22 protein-coding genes and 2 tRNA genes are annotated in these 26,227 nt (G+C 32.7%); 13 read left to right on the forward strand and 11 right to left on the reverse strand.

Features of this window, described 5'->3' with window-relative positions; genetic code table 11:
- The first annotated feature begins 141 nt into the window (after nucleotides 1-141).
- From RC62_RS09830 to RC62_RS09855, 6 genes are all read left to right on the forward strand, one after another.
- Complete coding sequence (locus RC62_RS09830; RefSeq protein ID WP_055094997.1) at nucleotides 142-711, forward strand: YceI family protein; 570 nt, start codon at nucleotides 142-144, stop codon at nucleotides 709-711.
- Between the two features lie 5 nt (nucleotides 712-716).
- Nucleotides 717-2,096, forward strand: a complete 1,380-nt coding sequence (locus RC62_RS09835; RefSeq protein ID WP_055094999.1) for a hypothetical protein — start codon at nucleotides 717-719, stop codon at nucleotides 2,094-2,096.
- Between the two features lie 266 nt (nucleotides 2,097-2,362).
- Nucleotides 2,363-2,653 carry a hypothetical protein gene (locus tag RC62_RS23105; RefSeq protein WP_245176807.1) on the forward strand — a complete coding sequence of 97 codons (291 nt, stop codon included), beginning with the start codon at nucleotides 2,363-2,365 and terminating at the stop codon, nucleotides 2,651-2,653.
- Nucleotides 2,654-2,916: 263 nt separating this feature from the next.
- A complete protein-coding gene (locus RC62_RS09845; RefSeq protein WP_055095003.1) occupies nucleotides 2,917-3,282 on the forward strand; it encodes a hypothetical protein in 366 nt (121 codons plus the stop codon).
- A gap of 112 nt (nucleotides 3,283-3,394) precedes the next feature.
- Entirely contained in the window at nucleotides 3,395-4,036 is a 642-nt protein-coding gene (locus RC62_RS09850; RefSeq protein WP_055095169.1) for an O-methyltransferase, read from the forward strand.
- A gap of 143 nt (nucleotides 4,037-4,179) precedes the next feature.
- Entirely contained in the window at nucleotides 4,180-4,899 is a 720-nt protein-coding gene (locus RC62_RS09855; protein WP_055095005.1) for a phytanoyl-CoA dioxygenase family protein, read from the forward strand.
- Nucleotides 4,900-5,350: 451 nt separating this feature from the next.
- Here the strand turns inward: RC62_RS09855 and RC62_RS09860 are convergent, their stop codons facing one another.
- The 7 genes from RC62_RS09860 to RC62_RS09890 form a co-directional block, all read right to left on the reverse strand.
- A complete protein-coding gene (locus RC62_RS09860; protein WP_055095006.1) occupies nucleotides 5,351-5,914 on the reverse strand; it encodes a phosphatase PAP2 family protein in 564 nt (187 codons plus the stop codon).
- Nucleotides 5,914-6,261, reverse strand: a complete 348-nt coding sequence (locus RC62_RS09865; RefSeq protein WP_055095008.1) for a twin-arginine translocase TatA/TatE family subunit — start codon at nucleotides 6,259-6,261, stop codon at nucleotides 5,914-5,916. The genes RC62_RS09860 and RC62_RS09865 overlap by 1 nt, the downstream gene beginning before the upstream one ends.
- A gap of 104 nt (nucleotides 6,262-6,365) precedes the next feature.
- Nucleotides 6,366-8,603, reverse strand: a complete 2,238-nt coding sequence (locus tag RC62_RS09870; protein ID WP_055095010.1) for a M1 family metallopeptidase — start codon at nucleotides 8,601-8,603, stop codon at nucleotides 6,366-6,368.
- 66 nt (nucleotides 8,604-8,669) lie between these two features.
- Nucleotides 8,670-9,176, reverse strand: coding sequence for a DUF6702 family protein (locus RC62_RS09875; protein ID WP_055095012.1), 507 nt, complete (start codon nucleotides 9,174-9,176; stop codon nucleotides 8,670-8,672).
- Complete coding sequence (locus RC62_RS09880; RefSeq protein ID WP_055095015.1) at nucleotides 9,173-9,925, reverse strand: hypothetical protein; 753 nt, start codon at nucleotides 9,923-9,925, stop codon at nucleotides 9,173-9,175. Before RC62_RS09880 ends, RC62_RS09875 begins: the two co-directional genes overlap by 4 nt.
- Complete coding sequence (locus tag RC62_RS09885; RefSeq protein ID WP_055095017.1) at nucleotides 9,915-10,643, reverse strand: carboxypeptidase-like regulatory domain-containing protein; 729 nt, start codon at nucleotides 10,641-10,643, stop codon at nucleotides 9,915-9,917. The genes RC62_RS09880 and RC62_RS09885 overlap by 11 nt, the downstream gene beginning before the upstream one ends.
- Nucleotides 10,630-11,397, reverse strand: coding sequence for a carboxypeptidase-like regulatory domain-containing protein (locus RC62_RS09890; protein WP_055095019.1), 768 nt, complete (start codon nucleotides 11,395-11,397; stop codon nucleotides 10,630-10,632). The genes RC62_RS09885 and RC62_RS09890 overlap by 14 nt, the downstream gene beginning before the upstream one ends.
- Before the next feature lie 164 nt (nucleotides 11,398-11,561).
- On the opposite strand from RC62_RS09890, the gene pepE reads away from it, so the two are divergent.
- The gene (gene pepE / locus RC62_RS09895) at nucleotides 11,562-12,269 is read left to right on the forward strand and encodes a dipeptidase PepE (protein ID WP_055095021.1); all 708 of its coding nucleotides are present in this window, start codon (nucleotides 11,562-11,564) and stop codon (nucleotides 12,267-12,269) included.
- Between the two features lie 144 nt (nucleotides 12,270-12,413).
- Here the strand turns inward: pepE and RC62_RS09900 are convergent.
- Both RC62_RS09900 and RC62_RS09905 read right to left on the reverse strand, forming a co-directional pair.
- Nucleotides 12,414-12,486: transfer RNA gene (locus RC62_RS09900), tRNA-Gly, on the reverse strand.
- Nucleotides 12,487-12,592: 106 nt separating this feature from the next.
- A tRNA-Gly gene (locus tag RC62_RS09905) sits at nucleotides 12,593-12,665 on the reverse strand.
- Between the two features lie 570 nt (nucleotides 12,666-13,235).
- On the opposite strand from RC62_RS09905, the gene RC62_RS09910 reads away from it, so the two are divergent.
- Nucleotides 13,236-14,822 carry a murein L,D-transpeptidase gene (locus RC62_RS09910; RefSeq protein ID WP_055095170.1) on the forward strand — a complete coding sequence of 529 codons (1,587 nt, stop codon included), beginning with the start codon at nucleotides 13,236-13,238 and terminating at the stop codon, nucleotides 14,820-14,822.
- On the opposite strand, the gene RC62_RS09915 is transcribed toward RC62_RS09910, so the two are convergent.
- Nucleotides 14,811-15,533, reverse strand: coding sequence for a murein L,D-transpeptidase catalytic domain family protein (locus RC62_RS09915; RefSeq protein ID WP_055095023.1), 723 nt, complete (start codon nucleotides 15,531-15,533; stop codon nucleotides 14,811-14,813). The two genes, RC62_RS09910 and RC62_RS09915, sit on opposite strands and share 12 nt — an antisense overlap.
- 276 nt (nucleotides 15,534-15,809) lie before the next feature.
- On the opposite strand from RC62_RS09915, the gene RC62_RS09920 reads away from it, so the two are divergent.
- On the forward strand, nucleotides 15,810-18,239 hold the full coding sequence (locus tag RC62_RS09920) for a DUF5916 domain-containing protein (RefSeq protein WP_055095025.1): 2,430 nt from the start codon (nucleotides 15,810-15,812) through the stop codon (nucleotides 18,237-18,239).
- A 139-nt stretch (nucleotides 18,240-18,378) separates the two neighbouring features.
- A complete protein-coding gene (gene gpmI / locus RC62_RS09925) occupies nucleotides 18,379-19,896 on the forward strand; it encodes a 2,3-bisphosphoglycerate-independent phosphoglycerate mutase (protein WP_055095027.1) in 1,518 nt (505 codons plus the stop codon).
- Nucleotides 19,897-20,001: 105 nt separating this feature from the next.
- On the opposite strand, the gene RC62_RS09930 is transcribed toward gpmI, so the two are convergent.
- The gene (locus RC62_RS09930; protein WP_055095029.1) at nucleotides 20,002-21,255 is read right to left on the reverse strand and encodes a DUF445 domain-containing protein; all 1,254 of its coding nucleotides are present in this window, start codon (nucleotides 21,253-21,255) and stop codon (nucleotides 20,002-20,004) included.
- A gap of 317 nt (nucleotides 21,256-21,572) precedes the next feature.
- Here RC62_RS09930 and map point away from each other — a divergent pair, with 317 nt between their 5' ends.
- The 3 genes from map to RC62_RS09945 all read left to right on the forward strand — a co-directional run bounded on the left by map (nucleotide 21,573) and on the right by RC62_RS09945 (nucleotide 26,226).
- Nucleotides 21,573-22,391: a type I methionyl aminopeptidase gene (gene map / locus RC62_RS09935; RefSeq protein WP_055095031.1), complete on the forward strand. Its 819-nt coding sequence runs from the start codon at nucleotides 21,573-21,575 to the stop codon at nucleotides 22,389-22,391.
- A 27-nt stretch (nucleotides 22,392-22,418) separates the two neighbouring features.
- The gene (locus RC62_RS09940; protein ID WP_055095033.1) at nucleotides 22,419-23,192 is read left to right on the forward strand and encodes a class I SAM-dependent methyltransferase; all 774 of its coding nucleotides are present in this window, start codon (nucleotides 22,419-22,421) and stop codon (nucleotides 23,190-23,192) included.
- A 130-nt stretch (nucleotides 23,193-23,322) separates the two neighbouring features.
- Nucleotides 23,323-26,226 carry a DEAD/DEAH box helicase gene (locus RC62_RS09945; protein ID WP_055095035.1) on the forward strand — a complete coding sequence of 968 codons (2,904 nt, stop codon included), beginning with the start codon at nucleotides 23,323-23,325 and terminating at the stop codon, nucleotides 26,224-26,226.
- The last annotated feature ends 1 nt before the right edge of the window (nucleotide 26,227 follow it).

The raw sequence follows: 26,227 nt of genomic DNA on the forward strand, positions 1-26,227 counted from the left end.
ACGAATTTAATAAAATTTTAACAATGACTTTTATCATAATAATTCGTTAATGATCCCTCTACATTTGATACAAGTTAAAAACATATTAGTACTAAAAATAAAATTGACTTCAGGAACTTAACATCTCAAATAAATAGAATTATGAAAACAACAAGAATAAAATTATTAGCCTTAGTTATTACTTTTTTAGGAATAACCTCATTTGCAACTGCGCAAAAAAATTATACTCTCGAAGGTCAATCCACATTTTCGGTTTCAGGCACATCTACTTTACATGATTGGGAAATGAAATCAAGTTCCGGAACCGGAAATGCAAACCTGACAATCACCAATTCTAAACTAACAGCTATAGAATCTTTATCCGTAAACCTCCTAGCAGAAAGTATTAAAAGCGAGAAAAAAAGCATGGATAAAGTGGCATATGAAACATTAAAAACGGATAAAAACAAAAACATAAAATATGTTCTTAAATCTGCCGAAAAAGTAAATGAAACTACTTGGGAATTAACTGGTACTTATACTATTGCAGGAGTTAGCAAAGCACTTAAAACCACTGTAAAAACAACGGTAACCAAAGATGGATTAAACATACAGGGATCAAACAAAATCACTTTTACAGATTTCGGGATGAAATCTCCAACCGCAATGCTGGGAACCATTAAAACAGGACAAGACTTAACACTAAAATTTAATTTAAACTTTAATTTATAAACGCCATGAAAAAAATCTATCTACTATTTATAGCATTAACAAGCACATTTGCTGCTAATGCGCAACTTAGTTTTGGACACATCCAGAACCAGGTTCCCCGCGATCAAAGAGCCATTAATGTATTTGATGTTAGAAAAGACACAACTGCTTATAAAGGTATTAGTGTTGACTTAGGCGGTGCATTTGCATTACAATTTCAAGCTATCAATTCCTTCAACGATCAGAGAGATTTAAATGGTGCAAACGCTGGTTACAGATTAAACAATCTAACTAACGACTTTAATTTACCTAATGCTAATATGACAATAGGAGCACAATTAGCAGATGGAGTACGTGTAAACTTAGACATTTATCTTGCCTCAAGACACCACCATGAAACCTGGGTACAAGGCGGATACCTGCAAATTGACAAATTAGATTTCATAAAAAAAGGTTTTCTTGAAGATGTTATGAAATACACAACCATCAAAATTGGTCAAATGGAAAATAACTATGGTGATGCACATTTTAGAAGAAGTAACAACGCTTATACGATCACAAACCCTTTTATTGGAAACAATATCATGGACGCTTTTACTACCGAAATGGGAGCCGAAGTATACTATAACAGAAGCGGTTTTGTAAGTATGATTGGAGTAACAAACTCTAAATTAAATCAAAATGTACAAGAAGTTATTCCAGGACCTACTACCGCAATTACTCCTGATCAAAATACAACTATTAGTCCAACAATATTAGCGAAACTGGGTTGGGATAAACAAATTGACAGCGATTTAAGAATCAGATTAACCGGATCTTACTATCATACCGCAAATTCTAGTGGAAACTTATATTCTTCTGACAGAGCCGGAAGCCGTTTTTATAGTGTTATGACACACGCCGGAACAATTGGTTACCCAAGTACAAATATTTTAGACTCTGAAAGTAACAAAGATACCGGCAGATTTAATCCTGGATTTGGAAACTGGGCCACTTCTTACATGGTCAACCCATTTGTAAAATATAAAGGCTTTGAATTCTTTGGTACTTTAGAATTTGCTTCCGGAGGTGATTACAAAGGAACAGATGATACGCGTAACATCAATCAATATGTGGGAGATTTAGTATATCGTTTTGGAAGCCATGAAAATTTATATGTAGGCGCTAAATACAATTTGGTAGATGGTAAACTAAAAAATTCTGATGCTCAAGCTGTTCAGGTAAATAGATTGGAAGCTGCTGCAGGTTGGTTTATGACTAAAAATATTCTTGCAAAACTTTCATACATCCAACAAAACTATAAAAACTACCAACAATTTGGGAATGTAGGCGGCGTATTAATGCCTAATGATTTATATGGAGGGAAATTTGAAGGACTAATGTTTGAAGCAACAATTTCATTCTAAAAAAAATGAAAACGAGATTTTCAATCTTAATTATGGGTTTAGCTATTTTCTTTTTTTTGGGAAGTGCTAAACCCAATTTTTTAACAGAAGATATAACTTTGGTAATAAATAAGATAAAAATAGAAATTACCGGAATATCAACTGTAGGCAAATACAATTGCTCAAATACCTTTTTGATAAAAGATACAATATTTATAAATTCAATTAAAAAAAACACTTTTACCACCCAAGTCAAAATGTCGAACTTTGATTGTGGCAACAAAATAATGACAAAAGATTTACAGGGCACAGTCAAGGTTAAAAAATTCCCAAACAGTACCGTTTGCATAACAGATATTAAGCCAAGTGGCAAAAACTATAAATGCAATCTCATTTTTTTTATTACCGACAAAACACTGAAATATAAAGATTTTATTTTATACACTACTGATAATAAAATTGAAGGAAGCCTTAATTTGAAATTCTCTGATCTTGAAATGGAAGCTCCCGTAAAAATGGCCGGACTAATAAAAGTAAAGGATGAAATCGTAATTAATTTTAGTTTATATAAAAACTAAGCTCTTAAAAAATTCTCCGTTTATTTTTGATAAAATTCATTTTCCCGTTTTTACATTTTGCAAAACGAAAAGAATGAACATACATTTTACAGGTATGAAAAAAGTTTACAGCTAATTTTAAAATTACATTTTTTGGCACGAGAATTGTCTTTCACTCGAAAGAAAGATAATCTTACAAAGAGCTCAATCATTTAAAAATGTGTATCTTTATTTTTCAGCTTTATAACCTTTAAATTTTATCAACCTAAAAAAAATTATTGATCATGAAAAAACAAATTTTAAGCTTAGCTGTTATCGCTTTATTAGCATTCGCTGTTCAATCTTGCGAAAAGAAAGAGCCAAAACCGGGAGAAGACGAATTAACTCTTGGAAACAAAGTTGATACTTTGACAACTGATATTGAAGAAGTAAAAGACAGCGCAGTTATAAAAGCCGAAGATGCTGCTGCTAAAGCTAAAGAAGCTTCACAAAATGCTGCTCAGGACGTAAAAGACGCAACTAAAAAAGCTGCTGAAGATGTAAAAGATGCGACTAAAAAAGGTGCTGAAAAAGTAGAAAATGCTGCTAAAGCTGCTAAAGACGGAACGGTAAAAACAGCCAAAGAAGTAAATGAAGCTTTGAAAAAATAATTCTGTTTGAATTCAAAATTGAAACCATTCCGTTTTTCGGAATGGTTTTTTTATGCAAAAAAGCGAAGCGATATTTTTTGTATTTTTGCTTTTAAAATTTAGAACACATAACATGCATTTTATATCACAGGACCTAGAAGATTATATCGAACAGCATTCTGAAAACGAACCGGAATTATTAGCAAAACTCAACAAAGAAACATACCAGAAAATACTTTTACCAAGAATGCTGAGCGGGCATTTTCAGGGAAGGGTTTTAAGCATGTTATCTAAATTAATTCGTCCGGTAAATATTCTGGAAATTGGTACTTATACCGGTTATGCAGCTTTGTGCCTGTGCGAAGGAATGCAGGAAAACGGACAATTACATACTATTGATATCAAAGAGGAACTCGTCGATTTTCAGCGTAAATATTTTGATGCATCACCGTGGGGAAAACAAATTTTTCAGCATTTAGGTGAGGCGGTTGACATAATACCAAATCTAGATGTAAAATTTGATTTGGTATTTATTGATGCTGATAAAGAAAATTATCTAAATTATTGGGAAATGATTGTTCCGAAAATGAATAAAGGCGGAATCATTTTATCTGATAATGTCTTATGGAGCGGAAAAATCCTGGAACCTGTTCACCCAAATGATGTTAGTACAAAAGTGCTTTTAGAATACAATCTTCTTTTAAAAAATGATCCAAGAGTAGAAACGGTTTTATTACCAATTCGTGATGGCTTGACGGTGAGTCGAGTGCTTTAAAGAAAAGGTTCTGAGATTCTGAGGAACTAAGGCACTAAGCTTTCAGAAATTCTTTAGTTTTTGTCATTTCGAGAAAAGAGAAATCTGATTTCATTTAATTTACCTCCAGCTAAAGCAGAAGACAATTTAAAAAAATACTATTCATGAATTATAGCAACGAAATAAATTCGGAAGGTTTTACAATTATAGATAATGTTTATTCTGAAAATGAAATTGAAAAACTGATTTCTTTAATTGAAAACATTACAGAGAATGAAACGGAGAATGCTACTTTTAGAAAATCACAGGATCTATTTGCAATAAGACAATTTCACAAAGAAATTCCAGAAACGTTGCCTTATATCTTCAATCAGAACTTAAAAGATATTATTGAATTAAATTTTGGTGAGGGATATTTTATAACCAAATCAATTTATTTTGATAAACCTGAAAAATCGAATTGGTTTGTGGCGTACCATCAGGATTTAACCATTTCAGTTAATAAAAAAATTGAAGCTGTAAACTTTGAAAACTGGACTGTTAAACAAAATCAGTTTGCAGTACAACCGCCAAAGGAAATCTTGGAAGATAATTTTACCATCAGAATTCATATTGATAAAACCACAAAAGACAATGGCGCTTTGAAAGTCATAAATAATTCGCACTCAAAAGGTATTTTAAGAATTGAAAAACTGGATTTTGAAAAAGAAAAAGAAACCATTTGCGAAGTTGAAAAAGGCGGAATCATGATCATGAAACCTCTTTTATTTCATGCTTCAAACAAAACTACCAATAACGAAAGAAGAAGGGTTATTCATATCGAATTCAGTAAACAACAACTTCCTGATAGATTGGAATGGAGTGAAAAAGTTCTAAGATTCTAATGCGCTAAAGTTCCGGGCTTCTTTAAATTAAAAAAATTAAAGTCTTAGTACTTCTGAAGTTTTCAAAACTATTACTGAAATTTGATGGTTAATCAAATTATCTAACTTTTACAATTTCGACCGAAGGGAGAAATCACACTCGTAAATCGACATAGATTGAAGACTTTCTTTGCTAAGTTTCTTGTATGATTTCTCCCTTAATCTGACGTAAATACATAATATTATAAAAGGCTTTAGCCAAACATTTCGTTTTGGCTAAAGCCTTTTATATTGGGTTGATTTTTTAATCCTCAAACTAAATGAGGAAGTAATTCAAAAACTGATATATAATTTGATCTTAATTTTCTTTTTTGGAAAGCTGGAATCCTAGCCCAGATAGAAGTGTAAATCCTTTTGTGCCGGGGTTCGGCATAAAAGATTGAAACGAATAGCTGGAAATAGCTCTTGAAAATTATCCAGGAAAATATTGGGGCTTTAATTTTCGATATACCAAATACAGTAAAAATCCGAAAAGTGCTCCAAAGAAATAGCCTGTAAGGATATCACCAGGATAATGCAATCCCAGATAAATCCTGCTATAAGCAAAAATTAGAGGCCATAAAAACAAGAATCCCAAATACCTGAAATGGCGTTTTAAAATCAGAAATAAAAAAGTCGCCACTGCCATTGTATTTGCAGCATGTCCTGAGAAAAAACTATACGATTGTCTCACTTGAACAACACGAATAATCGAATTGATTTCAGGATTATTACAAGGGCGTAAACGCTGAAAAGTATGTTTAAACAAATTTGTTGTCTGATCCGTGAAAGCAATAAGAATTGCAATAAAAAGCAGTACGTATAAGGTTTGTTTTCCTCCTATTTTTTTATAAATAAGATAAAACATTAATAGAAAAAGCGGTGTCCAATTTAACTGACTGGTGATAATCAACCAAAATTTATCGTATGTTTCAGATCCTAAACCGTTAAGATATACCAATAGTCTGGTATCTAATTCTAATATTTTTTCAAGCATTATAGTTGGCGTTTGACAGGTCCTGAGATAGAATCAATATCTTCTTTTACTTTATCTATTTCTGTAGTTGTTTCTCCTAATAGATTAGTTGAGTCACTTAATAAGTTCGCTTTTGCATCATTTATTTGCGCATTAATATTGCCTGTGATACTGTTTAAAGAGTTCCTATCAAGACCATTGGCCTCTGCTCCTTTATGAATCTCACTTTTAATATCATTGGTTGCATTTTTTAATTGTGCCATAGCTTTTCCCATTGTACGGGCAATTTCCGGCACTTTGTCTGAACCAAAAAGCATTAATACTATAAACAGTATAAAAACTAGTTCTCCTCCTCCTATACCAAACATATCTTTTATTTTTGTGTGACAACAAAGATATTAAATTTTGAAGTGCACAGTTTTAAAATTTACTTAAAAAAAAAGACTCTTTTCAGAGTCTTTTGCATTTGTTTTTAGTCAAATTTTGATTTTTGTTCAACTTTTGGCCATGAATTATTGGTTACATCAATATCAGCTGTCATTAATTTTGGATCTATCTGAATACTTTTGATTGCTTTTGAAGTAGCATATACTTTTCTGGCTGTATCATTGTTTTTTCTCCATATTTGAGCCGGATATTGATAATTATCTTTTGTTCCGTCTTCATAGGTAATTTCAACAAGAATTGGCATTATCATTCCGCCTGGCTTATTAAACTCTACTTCATAGAAGTATTTAGGCGCATTTAATTCTGCTTTTTCCTCCGCTGTAAAAGTCTGGCTTATGTAATCCGCCAAAGGTTTTACATCTTCAACTTTTAAAGCTTTTTTATTTGCTGAACTTACTTCAACATTATCTCCGGCAACTAAATAAACGAATGGTCCTTTCTCGAATCCAAAACGTCCTTTTTTCACTTTTACATCTTTAATATCTGCTGTTGGAGTTTCAGAGACATAATATTGTTTCACGTCTTTGATTCCGATATCTACAAAATCTGTCGAATAAAACCATCCTCTAAAAAACCAGTCTAAATCTACAGCAGAAGCATCTTCCATAGTTCTAAAAAAATCTTCAGGCGTTGGATGTTTAAATTTCCATCTGTTTGCGTATGTTTTAAACGCATAATCAAACAATTCTCTTCCCATTACTACTTCTCTCAAAATATTAAGTCCTGTAGCAGGTTTTCCGTAAGCATTATTTCCAAATTGGTGAATCGTTTCAGAATTGGACATAATAGGCTCTAAAAACTTTTGATCCCCACTCATGTAAGGAACAATATTTTTTGCAGGACCACGTCTTGAAGGAAAGTTTGGATCTAATTCCTGTTCTGCCAAATATTCTAAAAATGAGTTTAGACCTTCATCCATCCAAGTCCATTGACGCTCATCTGAGTTTACAATCATTGGGAAAAAAGTGTGCCCTACTTCATGAATTACAACACCAATCATTCCGTTTTTAACTTCTTTACTGGTAACTCCATTTTCATCCGGGCGACCAAAATTCCAGCAAATCATAGGATATTCCATCCCTTGATCTTCTGCAGAAACTGATACTGCTTTTGGATAAGGATAGTCGAAAGTATGAGAGGAATAGCTTTTTAAGGTATGAGCGACAACCATTGTAGACGTTTCTCCCCAAAGCGGATTTGCTTCTTTTGGATAAACAGATTCAGCCATAACTACTCTATTGCCAATTTTTACGGCCATTGCATCATAAATGAATTTTCTTGAAGAAGCAATTCCGAAATCACGTACATTCTTCGCACTGAATTTCCATGTTTTTTTCTTTTCAGAGAAACCTTTTTCAGCAGCTTCAGCCTCGGCTTGCGTTACAATTACAACAGGCTTATCAAAAGATTTTTGAGCTTGTTCGTAACGTTTTACCTGTTCTGGTGTAAAAACTTCACTTCTGTTTGTTAATTCTCCTGTAGCATCAATTACGTGATCTGCAGGAACGGTAATATTTACATCAAAATTACCAAAAGGCAATGCAAATTCTCCACTTCCCCAGAACTGCATATTCTGCCAGCCTTCGACATCATTATACACAGCCATTCTTGGATAAAACTGAGCGATTACATATAATTTATTTCCGTCTTTCTCGAACAATTCATAACCTGAACGTCCGCCTTCTTTTCTATAATTATTAACATTATACCACCATTTTATAGCCAATGAAATTTTTTCACCCGGTTTTAACGGAGTTACCAAATTGATACGCATCATGGTTTCGTTGATGGTATATGACATTGAATTTCCTTTTGCGTCTTTTACTTGTTCAATATTAAAACCACGCTCAAGATCCTTCTTTAGATATTTACTTGAGAAACCATCAAGAGGTAAAACCTGATTGATTTTTTCACTTTCTGCCAGTGATGTCTGCGTTTTTGCTTTGGCCTGATTTTGGTCTAACTGAATCCATAAATATTCTAAACTGTCCGGCGAATTATTTGAATACGTAATAACTTCAGAACCATTTATTTTTGAATTTTTATCATCTAATTCAATATCAATTTTATAATCTGCCTGTTGTTGATAATATGCTGGTCCCGGAGCTCCAGATGCTGTACGAAACATATTAGGTGTTGCCAGCAAATCATACATTTGGCTAAATTTGTTCGTATCGTACTTCCCTTGTTGTTTTGGGGCAACTGTTTTCTCCTGAGCGATTAAGATTGCAGGAAAAATCAATAATAATGAAAGTTTTTTCATAAATTTTTAATAGTAATTTTGTCAGGCTGTGAAAATAATAATTAAAACAACAATCTTATATATTCTTTAATACTTTAACACTTCTTTCCTTGAAGATTCTGTAAAAAGAACACTCTTTTTGACACCAAATGCTGAAATATGTGTAATGTTTTGCTGTTCAGCATTCCAATCAACTAAAATAGTATTGGAGATTTCAATTGTTTTAAATTTATCGATGTCTTTTATTCGGGAATAACAAACTAAAACATCACCTGCTTCTACTTCTTTAGATAAAAAAGTAATGTTTTTTGACTGGCCGTTTATTTTTATAGTGAAATTTTCAGACAGATATTTTTTCAATAAATCAATATCAGCCTGTGTTTCCTTATCAGTACCAACGTAAGTTTTTTGATGGTACTTTTTTTCCATCCCGTTATTCAAATCATCGATAAAAATTCGGGAAGTTATCTGAATCATTTTTTTCTCAGATGCATAATTGACCTGAAAAATCCCCATATAAAATTTATGGAATGAAAAAGAAGAAAGCGACAGAAACAATATCCCGATTAAAGGATAGATTACTCTATTTTTCATTTTGCAGAAACATTCACTTTTTTGAATTCCTTATTTTTAGTAATCAGAAAATCCATTAATTCAAATTTTTGATCAGGATCAAGATGTCTTTTTGATTCAGGATCATTAGAACAATACATCAAAAACAATTCGATTTCATCATCTTTCAGACCTAATGTTTTTGTAAAAAAATCAGGTTGAAAGTTTGCTCTGGAATATTCTATAAAAGCCATATCTGATATAACTTCTTCTTTTACCTCATCATTTTTAGAAAGAAGCTTTTTAACATCTTTAAAAATTCTGACAAAATCAGTTCCGTATTTAACAGTCTGATCAGAATACATTACAGTATTTTTGGCTGTAGATTGTTTATCATCTTCAAACTGCATGTCCACAATTTTTTGGGATCCGCCACTAAGCGATTTCACTTTAAGATCTTTATGAACCAGAACCTCTTTAAGTTCATTGCTTACCAAATTAAGAGGTACTGAAAAAAGAACTTCTGCGCAATCTTTCTCTGTTAAAATAATTTTCTTGGATTGAAACGCTAATCCTGTAAATAACAAAGTATCTTTAGGTCTTGCCATAATATCAAATAGTCCGTTTGTACCAATAAAGGTCCTCACATTGGCATTAATATTCATTACATAACCGCTTTCGATCGCTAAAGTATTATTAACTGCCTGACCATGTAACGGCTTCCTTGAATTTTGCCCAAGTACAACCTGGCAAATTAAGCATACAACGAGTATTCCTAGTTTATTTTTCATTTTCGAGAATTGTTAAATATTTCCGTGCTAAATCTGTTATTAAAAACATACTCATTGTTTTGTTCTTAGTATTCAAAGATACAGCAAATTCGGCATCATCTACACAATATAATTGAAATCCTTTGATATCTTCGGCAGGAATTTTCAATCTTTCTGTATAATAATTCTCATCAAAAAGGTATTCTATTTTTCTAAAAAGCATCTCTTTTTTCTCGACATTTACCTCTTTTTTAAGCATTGCGGTTCGTCCGGAAATTTTATTAAGTAGCTTATCCACAGAAGTGGAAGTTGCCGTATATACTTTTCTTTCGGCTGGTGTGTATTTTTTTTGACCGTATGGAATAATTCCTAAATTTTCAGCTGTAACATTCGCATTTTCATTTACAATCACTTCCTTCAATTCTACTTCTTTAGGAGTCATTTTGATCACAATAGAACTTACAGTTAAGTCTTCGGCTGTAATGCGTCGCTTAACCGGATCCAGATTAACGGCTGAAAAAACTAAAACATCTCCTTCTTTTACAACAATAGAAAACATCCCGCCTGCATCTGAAACAGCGGTGACCTGAGTAGTATTATTGATAATATTTACTCCTTCAACATTTGATGATTCCTCAAATATTTGTCCTGAAATTTCTTTGTAAGCCGTTTTTTGCCCAAAACCAAACTGAACAACCAATAAAAAAAATACAATATGTAAAATGTTATTTATTCTCACTTGCTATTATCTCTTTATATTTTACAGCCAATTCTCCCAATAAAAACTCTGTAGATGTTTTATTTTTAGAATTCAAAATCACTGTGAATTTATCATTTTCGACTGCATAATATTCAAATCCTTTTACATATTCTGCCGGAATTTTTAATCGGTCAACAAAATGATCCAGCGTAAACATACGCTCTAAAAGTTTCATAAAAAACTCTTTTTTCTCGACAGCAACTTCTTTTTTAAGCATTGCCGTACGACCTGAGAAAAAATTCAATAAAGGATCTGCAGAAATCGAACCTCCGGCCATTGTACCCGCAGTCGCAGTTGCGTTTAACGCCGTAGCAGTATGCAATTTTCTCTCTGCCTCTGTATATGATTTTTGATCACCAGGGATAATCCCCAAAGAAACAGCATTGATTCCGCTATAATTTCTAACCACAACTTCCTGCAGCTGATGCATGACCATATTAAGTTTTACAGTAAAGTTGATATCTGAAAAATTCTCAGGGGTTAGCAAAACCCTGTTTTCTTTGAATTGTATCGACGAAAAAACAAGCATCTCTCCCGGTTTTGCAGGAATAGAAAATGTACCGGAAGCATCTGTTGTTGTCATAACTTCGGTTTGGGCATTCACAACATAAACCCCTTCTAAATCAGAAGCACCAGAAACAATTCGTCCATTGACAATAGTACCGTCCTGATTTTGAGACCAGCCATTTTGACTCAAAACAACAATTAAAAAACATAAAATTTTAGTAGTCAAAGTAGCAAAAGATTAAATTTATTCCTAAAAGTGTAAAAATATCTTAATGCACTCCAAATTTAGTATTAAGGACTTGGTAAAAATATGTTAATTAAAACTCATTTGTCCATTGCAAAAAAAGAGTTTTTAATATCTTTAACCTAAACAAATCTGAGTTATTTTTTATGAAAAGTATTATTATTGCCAGCACCTCTACCCTACACGAAGGCAGCTATTTAGAATATTTATTACCTACTTTGCAATTGCATTTTAAAAATTGCAAAAATATTTTATTTATTCCGTTTGCGAGACCAAGCGGTATTTCACACGACGACTACACCAGAAAAGTTGCACAGGCATTTGCATCAATAAACATTTCCGTAAAAGGAATTCATGAATTTGAAAATGCCGAAAATGCCATAAAAAATGCTGAAGGAATATTTACCGGAGGCGGAAACACTTTTTTATTGGTTACCCAATTATACAAACATAATATCATGCAAATTCTTGCAGAAACAGTAAAAAATGGAACTCCATATTTAGGAACGAGCGCAGGAAGCAACATTTGTGGCTTATCTATGCAAACCACAAACGACATGCCTATTATTTACCCGCCAAGTTTTCAGACTTTAGGATTAATTCCTTTTAATTTAAATCCTCATTATTTAGATCCTGACACACAATCTAAACATATGGGAGAAACACGAGAAACCAGAATTAAGGAATTTCATGCCTTTAATGCTATTCCTGTTTTAGGATTAAGAGAAGGAAGCTGGCTTGAAGTAAAAGGAGAAAAAATCACTTTGAAAGGAAATTTAAAAGCTCGTTTGTTTCTACAAAATGAAAATCCTCAGGAATTAGAAACAGAAAGCGATTTGAGCGCACTAAACTAATTTTTTTTACCATATAAGTTATATAAGTTCATTTAAAAAAATGGAAGTTCCAAAATTAGAAATTCCATTTTAGACAAAAACTTTTATAACCTATATGGCTTAAAAACAAAAAATCCCCAAACAATTTGTTTGAGGATTTTGAAGAGCGAAAGACGAGGCTCGAACTCGCGACAACCAGCTTGGAAGGCTGGAGCTCTACCAACTGAGCTACTTTCGCATTAACAGGGTGCAAATATAAATAATTAAATGGTTTAAAAAAATAAAAATCAATAATTATTTAATTTTGATTAAAAAACCGAAACAATTAAGTTTCGGTTTCTTAGAGCGAAAGACGAGGCTCGAACTCGCGACAACCAGCTTGGAAGGCTGGAGCTCTACCAACTGAGCTACTTTCGCATTACCGTGGTGCAAATATAAAAAATAAGTTAAGTTCAAAACAAGCTTTTTCGCAAAAAAAATCAATTAAAATCAACAATAAACTATAACGCATTTAAAATTAAAAAGTTATAAGATCAATTATTTTTCAAAAATCACGAATATAACTAAGTAAATACTGTCAAAAGAAACTTATCTCGCCAAACAGCCCGTTTTAAGAAAAGAAAAAAAACTTCAGGTTAATAGCTCTTTCAATGGTAAGATTAGAAACAATACATCATTTTGGTCTGTTGACAATAAAGAATTAATAGGAATTATTTCGTTATTCAAAAAAATCAATACTATATTTGCGAAGCAAAATCAAGTTCAATTTTTTGAGATGACAGTTTTTAGAACTGCATCGCACAAAATATTTGAACAAACTTTAGTTTAAACATTGCGAAACCTACTGCAATACAAACAAAGTTGATCGATTTGGTTTAATGCCAGAACGCCGCCATAGACTTTTAAAAAATGAACACCAACCCCCAAGGTGAGTCATTTTAAATTAAAGTCGTTGGTGAAAATTATTTAATGTCTAAAAATTTTAGAATGAAGAAACTTTACTTTTTATTAGTAATATGCATTTTTATTGGCTGTAAAAAAGATACACCTAAACCTGTTCCCGCTCTTATTAAAAAAACCGCTCCCGCAATCATACTTACTGACGAAAGAAAAGTAGAAATTGACACTGCTCTTATAAGTACTTTTAAAAGCGAAACCCTTAAACAATTTTATAACTCATCAGAAAATAAAACGGTTTGGGGAAATCTAAAAAAAAGAACGTACGTTTTATCCCAACTTTCGAATGCAGAAGAATTGGGCTTGAATCCTGAGGATTATAAAGCATCAAAACTTAAAAAATTCGAAGACAAGATCAGTTCTCTAAGTGATACTGATCTGGCTACTTATGATATTTTAATTACCTATAATTTCGAAAAATACCTGAATCATCTTTATAAAGGGAAATTAAATCCTAAAACATTATATAACAATTGGGATTTGGACGAGAAAACTTTTGACGTAAATAACATCCTGATCAAGGCTTTTAATAAAAACAAATTAGATAGTGTTGTTGACAACATTCAGTCAAAAGCTTACACTTACAAACAATTATTAAAAGCTCTTAAGATTATTAATACTTTCCCGGAGGATGATATAAAAACAATTGAATCTGCTGCCAAAATCACTTTAAATGATACTAATACAGCATTAATAAATATAAAGAAAAGACTTATCTATTGGCAGGACATGCCTAAAAAAGATAGTCTGACAAAGATTTATGATCAAAAAACTTTTGAGTCTGTAAAGAAATTTCAGGAAAGGCATGGTTTAGCTTCTGATGGCGTTATTGGAGTTGGAACTATTAGCGCACTTAACTTTTCTAAAGAAAGAAGAAAACAGCAAATTATTGCCAATTTAGAACGCTGGAGATGGTACAATAACGATCTTGCCGAAAACTATTTCATTATTAATATACCTGATTACAGCCTTAATGTAGTAGAAAGCCAAGACACGACCTTAGTAAGAAATGTTGTTGTAGGAACCAGCAAAAGAAAGACTCCAATTATAACATCGATGTTAAAAACTGTTGTCCTGAATCCCACATGGACTGTACCGCCAACAATCCTGAAAGAAGATGTGGTACCGGCAATGAAAAGAAATCGCAATTACTTAGCCAATAAAAATATTACTATTTATGATACTGCAGGAAACGTAGTTGAGCCTAATAACTGGAACGAAAATAAGCCTGGAAATTACAGATATGTACAAAGTCCGGGGTATAATAATGCCTTGGGATTAATGAAAATCCTGTTTCCAAATCATCATAGTGTTTATTTACATGACACAAATCATCGTAATAATTTTGGAAGAAGCAACCGTTCTTTAAGTTCAGGGTGTGTTCGTGTTGAGAATCCTTTAGAACTAGCACAACATATTTTAGATGATTCTGAAAACTGGCCAAAAGACAGGATCGATACCATAATTGCTTCTAAGAAAACAACCAGCATTAAAATCACAAAAAAGTATGCTTTGTATCAATGGTACTGGACAGCATGGAGCAAAAAAAATCAGCTCGTTTTCAGAGCTGATATTTATAATCTCGATTCGGATTTGTATGCTAAATTAAGAAATTAGCCTCTGCTCCATCGCAAAACTTCTTGACGGATGGTAGATATACAAACACGATTTGTTTTTTATTAGTTCAATTATTTCATCCGTCAATTCAATAGGAAGCGCAGGACAACCCTGACTTCTGCCTAGTCTTTTATGATCTCTGATAAAAGATTCAGAAACATAATCAGCGCCATGCATTACAACTCCTCTTTGACGGGCATTGCTGTTAATTCCATTTTCTAAACCGTCTAAACGTAGAGAAGCTCCATGTTTTCCCTGGTAAATTTCTCCTGTTGCATAAAAGCCTAAACTACTTTTATAAGATGAATTTGAATTCGAAAAAGTAGATGCAAATTCTTCTCCCGTGTTTCTTCCGTGAGCTACTAAAGAGTTAAATAAAATAGTATTTGTTGATAAATCAATTACCCAAAGACGTTTTGTGTTTGATGATAAACTAAAGTCGATCACCGTTAAAATGTCTTTTTGGATCACACCTTTTTCTTTCAATAAGTAAAACCCTTTTAAGGCTTCAGAAAAAGTTCTAAGCTCAGGCAAATTAAAATTGTTAGAATTTAATGTATGATAAATACTTTCAATTTTAGCTTCGACAGTAAAATTCTCAACTTTCGCGATAGTTTTTGTCGCTGCCTTTTTAATTTCGGGGGTGTTATTTGAATCTTTACCAAAAGATAATAGCAAAAACACCAAAAGTGGATAAATCTTGTAAATCATTGAATTTCTTTAGGTTAATAAAAAATTTGGGTATGGCAAAAGTATAAAATTTTATAGGCTGACAAAATATAAGCCTGAAAATCAGGCTGTTTTTGTTGAAATTTTAACATTATTAACGTAAAAACAACCTTTCTGTAAGATTTTTTCTTCTGCTAAAAATCCTAACGTTTCAGTCAATTTTCTTAATAAAAATAAAATTAAATGGTAATTTTGAAACTTATTCTGTAACAAATAAAACTAAGAACTGTCTATTTTATTGTAACTTTTTGAAATTTCATGAAAAAAATAGCCTTTTTTACTTTTCTTTTATTCTCTTTTTTGGGTTATAGTCAAAAAAAATCTTTAGAAGCTCAACTCATTACAGAAAGTATTTCTATTGACGGAAAACTAAATGAACCCGCGTGGCAAAATGCTCCAATAGCATCAGATTTTGTCATGTATCAACCTGATAACGGAAAACCAATTCCGGAAAACCAAAAAACCGAAGTAAAAGTTTTATACAACAATGACGCAATATATGTTGGGGTTATGATGTATGACAATGAGCCAAACAAAATTCTAAAGGAAATTTCACAACGGGACAATTTTGGTACTGCTGATATTTTTGGGGTTTTCATCAATGGTTTTAATGACGGCCAGCAAAGTTTCGAATTCTTTGTCTCAGCAGCAGATGTACAAGGCGATTGCATTATGACTGATGTCAACGGGGAAGATTATTCATGGGATGCGGTCTGGATCAGCAAAGCCGCAATGACAGATAACGGCTGGATTGTAGAAATAAAAATTCCATATGCCGCTTTGCGATTCTCTGAAGAAGACAAACAAATCTGGGGAATCAATTTTTTCAGAGAAATAAAACGGGAACGAAAAAAATATACCTGGAATTTAATTGATACCAAATTAGGAACATTTACACAACAAAATGGTCTTTTAGAAGGAATACAAAACATCAAACCTCCTACCCGATTATTTTTGATGCCTTATGCTTCTTATTATCTAAATGCAGCTGATCATCAAAAAACATATGCGACAATAAAAGGAGGAATGGATATTAAATACGGAATCAACGATGCTTTTACGCTTGATGCAATTTTGATTCCTGATTTTGGCCAAACAAAATATGATGATCAAATTTTGAATTTAGGTCCTTTTGAGCAGCAATTCAATGAAAACAGGGCTTTTTTTACTGAAGGAACTGACTTGTTCAACAAAGGAAATATGTTTTATTCAAGAAGAATTGGCGGAAGACCTTCTACAGAACCTACTCTAAATGAACATGAAGAGATTATTGAAGAAGTACAAAATGTTAATCTTATTAATGCTTTAAAAATTTCCGGAAGAACTAAAAAAGGTTTGGGCGTTGGAATCTTAAATGCCATTACAGAGAAAACTTTCACAACTATAAAAGATACCATATCAGGTGAAACAAGACGTGAAGTTGTTGAACCGCTGACCAATTACAATGTATTGGTTTTAGATCAGCGTTTTCGTAAAAATTCTTCAGTGACGCTTATCAATACAAACGTTACCAGAAATGGTAATTTTAGAGATGCAAATGTAACCGGACTTGCCTGGGATCTAAATACCAAAGCCAATACTTATAATTTGTCCGGAAATGTAAAATACAGCCTCATTAATGATACAGAAGATAAAAATGGCGTTTTCAGCACATTAAGTTTTGCAGAAACCAGCGGAAATTATCGTTATAGTCTGGGATCTGATTTTGTGTCTAAAGATTTTGATCCAAACGATTTGGGTATTAATTTCTATACCAATTACTATAACTTTTACGGAAACGGAAATTATAGGATCCTAAATCCAACCAAACTTTTTAATAGCTTTAAAATTGACTATGATATGTATCTTGAACTAAATAAAGATTCCGGAAAAGTTCAGGAAAACAAAATCAGTTCAGAAGTCAATATTACCACTATAAAAAACAATTATTACGGATTAGGAGTGGTCTTTTACCCTTTAGAATCTAATGATTATTATGAGCCAAGAGCTGAAAATCGCTACGTTATTATTCCGCGAAAAATAGAAACCTGGGGAAGTATTTCTACTAATTACAATAAAAAGTTCGCTTTAGATTTAAATCCTTCTATTATTTTTACTAATGAAGCAGGAAGAATGGCTTATGGAGCAGATATTGGACCAAGATACCGCTTCAATGATAAACTTTTACTAACTTATACTTTTAGCTTTAACAGAAAAAACAATAACAAAGGTTATATTGACAGTATTGATGATGATAACAACGAAAGCACTCCTGAGACCATCATTTTTGCCAATCGAAATGTAATTACATACTCCAACACATTAAGCGGAAAATATGCTTTAAACAGTGCAATGACCCTAAATCTAGCTGTTAGGCAATATTGGTCGTATGCAGAAAACAAAGAAAATCTTGAACTTCAGCCTGACGGAACTTTAACTCCTTATCCGGAATATACAGAAAACAAAAATTCAAGTTTTTATTCCTGGAATACAGACTTGTCTTATTCATGGTGGTTTGCTCCGGGAAGCCAACTCTCAATATTATACCGAAACAATGCATCGAATTTTGAACGTGTTATTGATAAGGATTTCAAACATAACGTATCTGCTTTACTTAATAACGAAGCCTTAAAACATATCTTTTCTATAAGCGTAAAATATTTTATTGACTACAATGCCGTCAAAAATAAAGTTAGAAAAAGAGCTTAGTGTGAATTAATTTTAAAAAATATAGAATTCTTCAACAAGATTAATATTTTTTAATACCCTTCATTTTATTAAACATAATTGTAACAATTGCTTTCGTGCACATTTTATAAATGGTTTATCTTTGTAAAAAACAAAAATGATGAACAAAAAAGTAATACTTATGATTTTAGACGGTTGGGGAAAATCTCCTGACCCTAAAGTATCTGCAATAGACAATGCAAATGTTCCTTTTATAAACAGTCTTTACAAAAATTACCCAAGTGCTCAACTTAGAACTGACGGATTAAACGTTGGTTTACCAGAAGGCCAAATGGGAAACAGCGAAGTTGGTCACATGAACCTTGGTGCCGGTAGAATTGTATATCAGGATTTAGCCAAAATAAACCTGGCCGTAGCACACCAGACACTTGCCAAAGAACAAGTTCTTGTTGATGCATTTACTTACGCTAAAGAAAACAATAAAAAAGTTCACTTTTTAGGATTAGTTTCTGATGGTGGCGTTCACTCTCATACTTCTCACTTACGCGGATTAATCGATGCTTCTCAGGAATATGGCTTAGAAAATGTCTTTATTCACGCTTTTACAGACGGTCGTGATGTTGACCCTAAATCCGGAGCAAAATACATTCACGATTTAGAAGATCATATTAAAGATACTCCAGTAAAAATCGCGTCAATCATTGGTCGTTATTATGCGATGGACCGTGACAAACGTTGGGAACGTGTAAAATTAGCATATGACTTAGTTGTAAACGCAGTTGGAACTCCATCTAAAAATGCAGTTGCAAGTATTCTTGATAGTTATGCACATCATATTACTGATGAATTTATTGAGCCAATTGTAATGGTTGATGAAAACGAAAAACCATTGGCAACAATTGTGGAAGGTGATGTGGTTATTTTCTTCAATTTTAGAACTGACAGAGGTCGTGAACTTACAGAAGCACTATCTCAACAAGATTTTCATGAGCAAAACATGCACAAGTTAAACTTGTATTATGTAACACTTACAAACTACGACGAAACATACCAAAATGTAAAAGTTGTTTACAATAAAGACAATATCACTGAAACTCTTGGTGAGGTTCTTGAAAAAGCCGGCAAAAAACAAATTCGTATTGCAGAAACAGAGAAGTATCCGCACGTGACGTTTTTCTTCTCCGGTGGTAGAGAAACTCCTTTTGAAGGCGAGTCGCGTATTTTAAGAAATTCTCCTAAAGTAGCAACTTACGATTTACAACCTGAAATGAGCGCTTTTGAACTTACAGCAGCTCTTGTTCCGGAATTGAACAAAGGCGAAGTAGATTTTGTGTGTTTGAATTTTGCTAATGGTGACATGGTTGGTCATACCGGAATCATGAGTGCAGCAATCCTGGCTTGTGAAGCGGTTGATGCTTGTGTAAAACAAGTCATAGAAGCAGCTCTTGCTAATGATTATACAACGATTGTAATTGCCGATCACGGAAATTGCGAAACCATGATTAATCCTGACGGAAGTCCAAATACGGCACACACAACTAATCCTGTGCCTATTATTTTAGTCGATAAACAATTAAAAAATATTCAGGACGGAGTTTTAGGAGATATCGCTCCTACTATTCTGGAATTAATGGGAGTGCAGCAGCCAAACGCAATGACTTGTCATTCGTTGTTGTAGAAATAAATTAAAAAGTTTTCAAACCATATAAGTAATGTAAGTTATTATAAGCTTTAACTAGCTATATTAAAATGAGCTTATATTACTTATATGGTTTAATTTTTTTCACACAAAATAATGATATGTCCACTCTACACAATAGATTATAATCCCTATTAAACCTCCAACCAAAGTTCCGTTTATTCTAATGTATTGAAGATCTTTTCCTATTTCAAGTTCTAATTTTTCAGAAACCTCTTTTCCATCCCAACTTTTTACTGTCGATGAAATTAAATCCCCAATTACCTTTTTATTATTTAAAAGAATAGAAAGTAAATCATTCTTAATAAAATTATTGATTTTATCGATCATTACCGAATCTTCCTTGATTCCGTTTCCAAAAGTCTGAATTAAACCCGATATACTATTTTTAATAGAAGACTCGTCACCTTTATCCAAATCATTTGTAATCGACAACTTTATTTCATCCCAAATTCCGTTAATATAATCCTGAACTTCTTTTTTACCAACAAACCCCAAAATCATAGTGTTGATTTTGATTCGCATTTCTTCTGAATTCTTCACTTTATCCAGAAAATTATAAACGTATTCGTCTATTTTTATCCTGATTTCACTTTCCGGTTTTTTAGCTTCATCCAGAAAATCCTGTAATCCATTAAAAATACCTTCTGAAATACTTTTATCGGCTAATCCAAAACTCAAAAACGGAGTAGATTCCTTTACTTTTTTTCTGATCAGATCTTTATTATTACTTAGTTCTGTACTCATCACGTCCAGAAGATTGGTCAATAATTCATCTTTTACATTTCCTTTTTGCAAAGGTTCTAAAGCCAATGCAACCCAATCTCCAAAATTAATTGCTTCGAGCTTTTCTTTAAACTGGACCTGAATAAATCGCTTTATATCTTCATCTTTTATTGTTTTTAGAATTCCCGGAATAATATTCACTGCAACCAGATTGGCAATTTTATCAGCATTTTCCTCCTGCGACAACCAATCAGACGCTTTTGTAGCAAAGTTGAATTCTTCCAGCTTAATTTCTAATTTTTCGCGATTCAGAAATTCTTCTGAAACAAAATTCCCGAGGTTTTCACCAATCTCATTTTTTTTCGTGGGAATAATTGCTGTATGCCAAATTGGAATTCCTAACGGATGTCGAAATAATGCCACAACCGCAAACCAATCGGCTATTCCGCCCACCATGGCGGCTTCACTAAAAGCCTGCAGCATTGGAATTTTAAAATAAATGGCAATTATAAACAGAAGGACTGCAACTCCTAAGAGAGACAAAGCATTTCCCTTCATTTTATTTAAAGCTTTCTTTTTGAGTATATTTTCCTGATCTATAGACGTTTCCATAATTTATTATTTTTAACTATTACTAATTTACGTTTTTTCTCGCAAATAGTAAGTCAAAACGTCTATTCAGTTTACAAAATCAAAAAAAGGCTGCCATAACCCGAGCGGTAGCGAACAGGCGAAGCAATTTCACGAATTAGCTCGAATTTAATTTAAAATCTTCGTGTTTAAATCTTAAAATTCATCAACCGGGCGAAGCGAGTAGATAAAATAAATTTCTATGTATAAATTCAATCGAATTTGTGTTAATTCGTGTAATTCGTGGCGAAAAATTTTAAATAAAAAGTCGTACTTTTGCGAACTGAAAATCCGAAATTATGATTATTGTAAAATCACGTGAAGAAATCGAATTAATGCGCGAAAGTGCCTTGATCGTATCTAAAACATTAGGAATGATTGCTTCTGAAATTAAAGAAGGAGTTACCACATTATATTTAGACAAATTAGCTGAGGAATTTATCCGTGATCACGGTGCTGTACCAAGCTTTTTGGGATTATATGATTTTCCGAATTCACTTTGTATGAGTCCAAACTCGCAAGTTGTACACGGAATCCCTAATAATACACCTTTGAAAAGTGGTGATGTCATCTCTGTAGATTGTGGCGCTTTTAAAAACGGATATCACGGTGATCATGCCTATAGTTTCGAAATTGGAGAAGTTGCCCCTGAGGTCAAAAAACTTTTGCAGGTAACTAAAGAATCTCTTTATGTAGGAATCAGGGAATTTAAAGCAGGAAATCGTGTTGAAGATGTTGGAAATGCGATTCAAAAATATACTGAAGGACACGGTTACGGAGTAGTTCGCGAATTGGTAGGTCATGGTTTAGGGCAAAAAATGCACGAAGAACCGGAAATGCCAAACTACGGAAAACGTGGACGCGGAAAACTTTTTATTGAAGGAATGGTTGTAGCAATTGAACCTATGATTAACATGGGAACCAAAAACATCAAACAACATAAAGATGGCTGGACGATAACAACTGCTGATGGAAAACCAAGTGCTCATTTCGAACATGATGTGGCGCTAATTGATGGAAAACCAGAATTATTATCGACTTTTCAATACATCTATAAAGCTTTAGGAATCGAAAGCAAAGAAGAAGACGAATTCAGAAAAGTGCCGTTAGTTCTATAATTAAAATTCAACCCCGAATAAAACCCTGTGAAAAAATTATTCAAATTAGTACTTAATACAATACCCCGTCCATTATTAATTCGTTTGAGTTATGTAGCTCGACCAATTTTGGCATTTTCATTAAAAGGAGATAAATTTACGGATCCTATTGATGGAAAAAGCTTCAAATCATTTTTACCTTACGGATACGGAAAACAACGTAATAATGTGCTTTCGCCAAGTACACTTTCTTTAGAGAGACACCGTTTGCTTTGGTTGTATTTAAACGATCAGACTGATTTTTTTACGGCGCCAAAAAAAGTGCTGCATTTTGCTCCGGAACAAGCTTTTTATAAATTATTCCGAAAACAGAAAAATCTTGATTATACAACAACTGACTTATTCTCGCCTTTGGCGGATGTAAAAGCTGATATTTGTAATTTACCATTTAAGGATAACGAATATGATGTTATTTTATGCAACCATGTTTTAGAGCATATTCCGGATGATACAAAGGCAATGCAGGAATTATTTCGCGTGCTAAAACCAGGCGGAATGGCCGTTCTTCAAATTCCACAGGATTTATCCAGAGCCGTGACTTTTGCTGATGATACAATTACAGATCAAAAAGAAAGAGCCAAAATATTTGGTCAGTATGATCACGTTCGTATTTATGGCCGCGATTATTTTGATAAATTAAGAAGCATTGGTTTTATTGTAATCGAAGAGGATTATACCAATAAAATTACACCGGAATTAGTAGAAAAATATTGTTTGGCAAAAGGAGAAATCATTCCCCTTTGCTTCAAACCAGAAAACTAAATCATTCGGATTTTTTTCACCATATAAGTGATATAAGTTCATTTAAAAAAGTTTTCAGAATAGCTGTATTTTGAAAACTTTTTTAGTTTAGACCACTTCCCAAATTACAACCCAACCTAACCGCCTTATCTTGGATCTTTCAAATTCATTTCAATTTTGCTTTGATATCAGTTTTGAAAAAAATCTGAATCATTATATTCCAACCGCCTATATCGTTGAGAATACAGATGACATTAAATATTTAAATAAAAAAGCTACTAAAGATGTGCTTGAAAGTTTTTTTATTGTTTTTGATCATTTAGATTCTGACACAAAAAAGATATTGACGGTTTGCGAATCTTTAAAGCCTGAATTTATTTTCAAAAAATTTAGTACAAAAACAAAATCGGCAAAAACAATTGCTGATTTACAAAAAGATTCCAAAATTGAATTTGCCATTCGTCAGCATTTGCAACTAAATTTAAACTCTTTTTATGCTGTAATTGTACAAAAGCAATTTCCGTTGTCTCTTAATATGAGTCCTGAAAAAGACTTTTATCGTTCCAGAGTCAACACCAGTCCTTTGCATTTTGAACCTCAGATTCAATTTGACAAACATGCTGAAGGGATTACCTATACCTTATCTTTAAAAGAAAACGAAACTATATTTTTGCCTATGAACAGCAGTGTTGAAATACTGCTGGATGAGCCTGCCTGGTTGATTATTGATAAAAAATTAGGACAGTTAAAAGATCTTAATTCTAAAAAACTGATACCGTTTTTAAAGAAAAAATCAATCGAAATACCTTCAAAATTAGTAGATAATTATTTTAAAAGTTTCATTCCTGAAATAGCAAAAAAAATAGATATCGAAGCTACTGGTTTTGAAATTGAGCATCGTGATCAAATTATTACAAGCACGATTCAGCCTGTTTTTGATTTCTTTAAAAATTGCTATTACCTCAATCTCTATTTTGATTATAACGGTTATTCATTTGATAGCAGTAAAACAAAAAAAACACATTCGTTTGTTGATTTTAGCGTAGCCAACGAACCTAAAATCATTCAGTTTAAACGCAGTGCTGACGAAGCTTTATACACAGACAGATTACTTGAACTTGGTTTAATAAAAATCAAAAACGAATTATTTGGATTGAATTCTCATGTAGAAATCCCAGATCCTTACGCCAATATTCAATTTGTGATTGATCACAAAGAAGAACTGGAAAGTTTAGGTTTTACAATTCAAAACCTGAAACTGGAAAGTAAAGAAATCATTACAGAGGATTACACAATTGCAGCTTCAAAAGAAGAAACAAAAGAAGATTGGTTTGACATCAGGATAATCATTACGATTGGAAATTATACTGTCAATTTCAGTGAAATAATCCCAAATATCAAAAGCAAAGAAAGACTCTTTTTGTTGCCTGACGGAAATTATTTTTTGATTCCGTTAGAATGGCTCAGTAAATATGGTTCACTGGCAAAATTAGCCAGGACAGAAAATGGAAATTTACTTTTGCGCAAAAGCAATTTTGCTGCTCTTGATGCAATTCCGGAAATCGAAAATGATGTAATTCTTAAAGCTGAATATGTCGCTTCTGACTTATTAAAAGCAACATTAAGACCTTATCAACTCGATGGTGTAAAGTGGCTTTTAGGTCATTTTAATTCTAATTTAGGTGCTTGTCTGGCTGACGATATGGGTCTTGGTAAAACATTACAAACCCTGGCAGTTTTAGTCGCCGTACAGGAACAATTGGGTTTTACGACTAAAACCACAAATTTTGATTTGTTTCAAAATGAAACTACTATTGAAAGAGATCCTTTGAAAGCTTTGATTGTTTTACCTTCTTCATTAGTTTTTAACTGGTATAATGAAGCTGCGAAGTTCACACCGCATTTTTCGAAAATGCAATATGTAGGCAATGACAGAAAATTATTAGCCAGCAGATTAGCTTCAACTGATTTAATTTTTACCAGTTACAGTGTTGTTCATCGTGATATTTCGATTTTAGAAAAATATAATTTCCGTTATTTAATTTTGGATGAAAGCCAATACATTAAAAATAAAAATTCTAAGATTTTTAAAGCGATCAATAAAATAAATACAGCCCATAAAATAGCGTTAAGCGGTACTCCTATCGAAAACTCATTAGACGATTTATGGTCGCAAATGCAATTTATAAATCCGGACATTTTGGGTACTTATGATTTTTTTGCTCAGAACTTTAAAATACCTATTGAGAAAAAACAAGACGAAAATAGTTTATATGAATTAAAAAACCTTATCCAGCCTTATATCCTAAGACGAACCAAAGAACAGGTCTTAAAGGATTTACCAGAATTAACGGAGCAGATTTATTATTGCGATATGGATCCTGAACAGGAAAAACTATATGAAAAGGAAAAATCAAAAGCCCGTAACTTTTTACTAAAAACAGACGGATCGAGCCCGGACAAAATCAGTATTATAAATACGCTGATGAAGTTAAGGCAGCTCAGCAATCACCCAAAAATGGTAGATCAGGAATCAGAAATTGATTCCGGAAAATATAATGCAGTCACCAATTATCTGGAAACTTTAGTAAAAGAGAAACAGAAAACCATCATTTTTAGTTCTTTTGTAACGAATTTGAACTTTTATACAACTTGGTGCAAGGAAAACAAAATAGAATTTTGTGAAATTACAGGTGAAACCCCTGCAAATAAAAGGGAACAACAGGTCAAATCTTTTCAGGAAAATGAAAAGCCTTTGTTGTTTTTTATTTCACTTAAAGCAGGTGGCGTTGGTCTGAATATTACTAAAGCTTCATATGTTTTGTTCTTAGATCCATGGTGGAATCCTTTTGCAGAAAAACAAGGTGTTGCAAGAGCACACCGAATTGGGCAATTAAACAAAGTAAATGTTATCAGGTTTATTTCGAAAAATACGGTAGAAGAAAAAATAATAAAACTACAGGAAAACAAAAAGCTCTTATCTGATTCACTTTTAGAAGAAAGCTACATCAACGATGAAATCGAAGTCAATTTAGATTACATTTTAAGTTCTTAAT

This window comes from Flavobacterium aquidurense, assembly GCF_001404985.1.
Classification (GTDB): Bacteria; Bacteroidota; Bacteroidia; order Flavobacteriales; family Flavobacteriaceae; genus Flavobacterium; species Flavobacterium aquidurense_B.

Bases quoted from the DNA above. Each gene is read 5' to 3' on its own strand.
- RC62_RS09835 (WP_055094999.1), top strand. From the start codon at position 717: ATGAAAAAAATCTATCTACTATTTATAGCATTAACAAGCACATTTGCT.
- RC62_RS09915 (WP_055095023.1), bottom strand. From the start codon at position 15,533: ATGATTTACAAGATTTATCCACTTTTGGTGTTTTTGCTATTATCTTTT.
- RC62_RS09860 (WP_055095006.1), bottom strand. From the start codon at position 5,914: ATGCTTGAAAAAATATTAGAATTAGATACCAGACTATTGGTATATCTT.
- RC62_RS09830 (WP_055094997.1), top strand. From the start codon at position 142: ATGAAAACAACAAGAATAAAATTATTAGCCTTAGTTATTACTTTTTTA.
- RC62_RS09930 (WP_055095029.1), bottom strand. From the start codon at position 21,255: ATGGAAACGTCTATAGATCAGGAAAATATACTCAAAAAGAAAGCTTTA.
- RC62_RS09870 (WP_055095010.1), bottom strand. From the start codon at position 8,603: ATGAAAAAACTTTCATTATTATTGATTTTTCCTGCAATCTTAATCGCT.
- RC62_RS09845 (WP_055095003.1), top strand. From the start codon at position 2,917: ATGAAAAAACAAATTTTAAGCTTAGCTGTTATCGCTTTATTAGCATTC.
- RC62_RS23105 (WP_245176807.1), top strand. From the start codon at position 2,363: ATGACAAAAGATTTACAGGGCACAGTCAAGGTTAAAAAATTCCCAAAC.
- RC62_RS09880 (WP_055095015.1), bottom strand. From the start codon at position 9,925: ATGAAAAATAAACTAGGAATACTCGTTGTATGCTTAATTTGCCAGGTT.
- gpmI (WP_055095027.1), top strand. From the start codon at position 18,379: ATGAACAAAAAAGTAATACTTATGATTTTAGACGGTTGGGGAAAATCT.
- RC62_RS09865 (WP_055095008.1), bottom strand. From the start codon at position 6,261: ATGTTTGGTATAGGAGGAGGAGAACTAGTTTTTATACTGTTTATAGTA.
- RC62_RS09855 (WP_055095005.1), top strand. From the start codon at position 4,180: ATGAATTATAGCAACGAAATAAATTCGGAAGGTTTTACAATTATAGAT.
- RC62_RS09920 (WP_055095025.1), top strand. From the start codon at position 15,810: ATGAAAAAAATAGCCTTTTTTACTTTTCTTTTATTCTCTTTTTTGGGT.
- pepE (WP_055095021.1), top strand. From the start codon at position 11,562: ATGAAAAGTATTATTATTGCCAGCACCTCTACCCTACACGAAGGCAGC.
- RC62_RS09875 (WP_055095012.1), bottom strand. From the start codon at position 9,176: ATGAAAAATAGAGTAATCTATCCTTTAATCGGGATATTGTTTCTGTCG.
- map (WP_055095031.1), top strand. From the start codon at position 21,573: ATGATTATTGTAAAATCACGTGAAGAAATCGAATTAATGCGCGAAAGT.
- RC62_RS09910 (WP_055095170.1), top strand. From the start codon at position 13,236: ATGAAGAAACTTTACTTTTTATTAGTAATATGCATTTTTATTGGCTGT.
- RC62_RS09850 (WP_055095169.1), top strand. From the start codon at position 3,395: ATGCATTTTATATCACAGGACCTAGAAGATTATATCGAACAGCATTCT.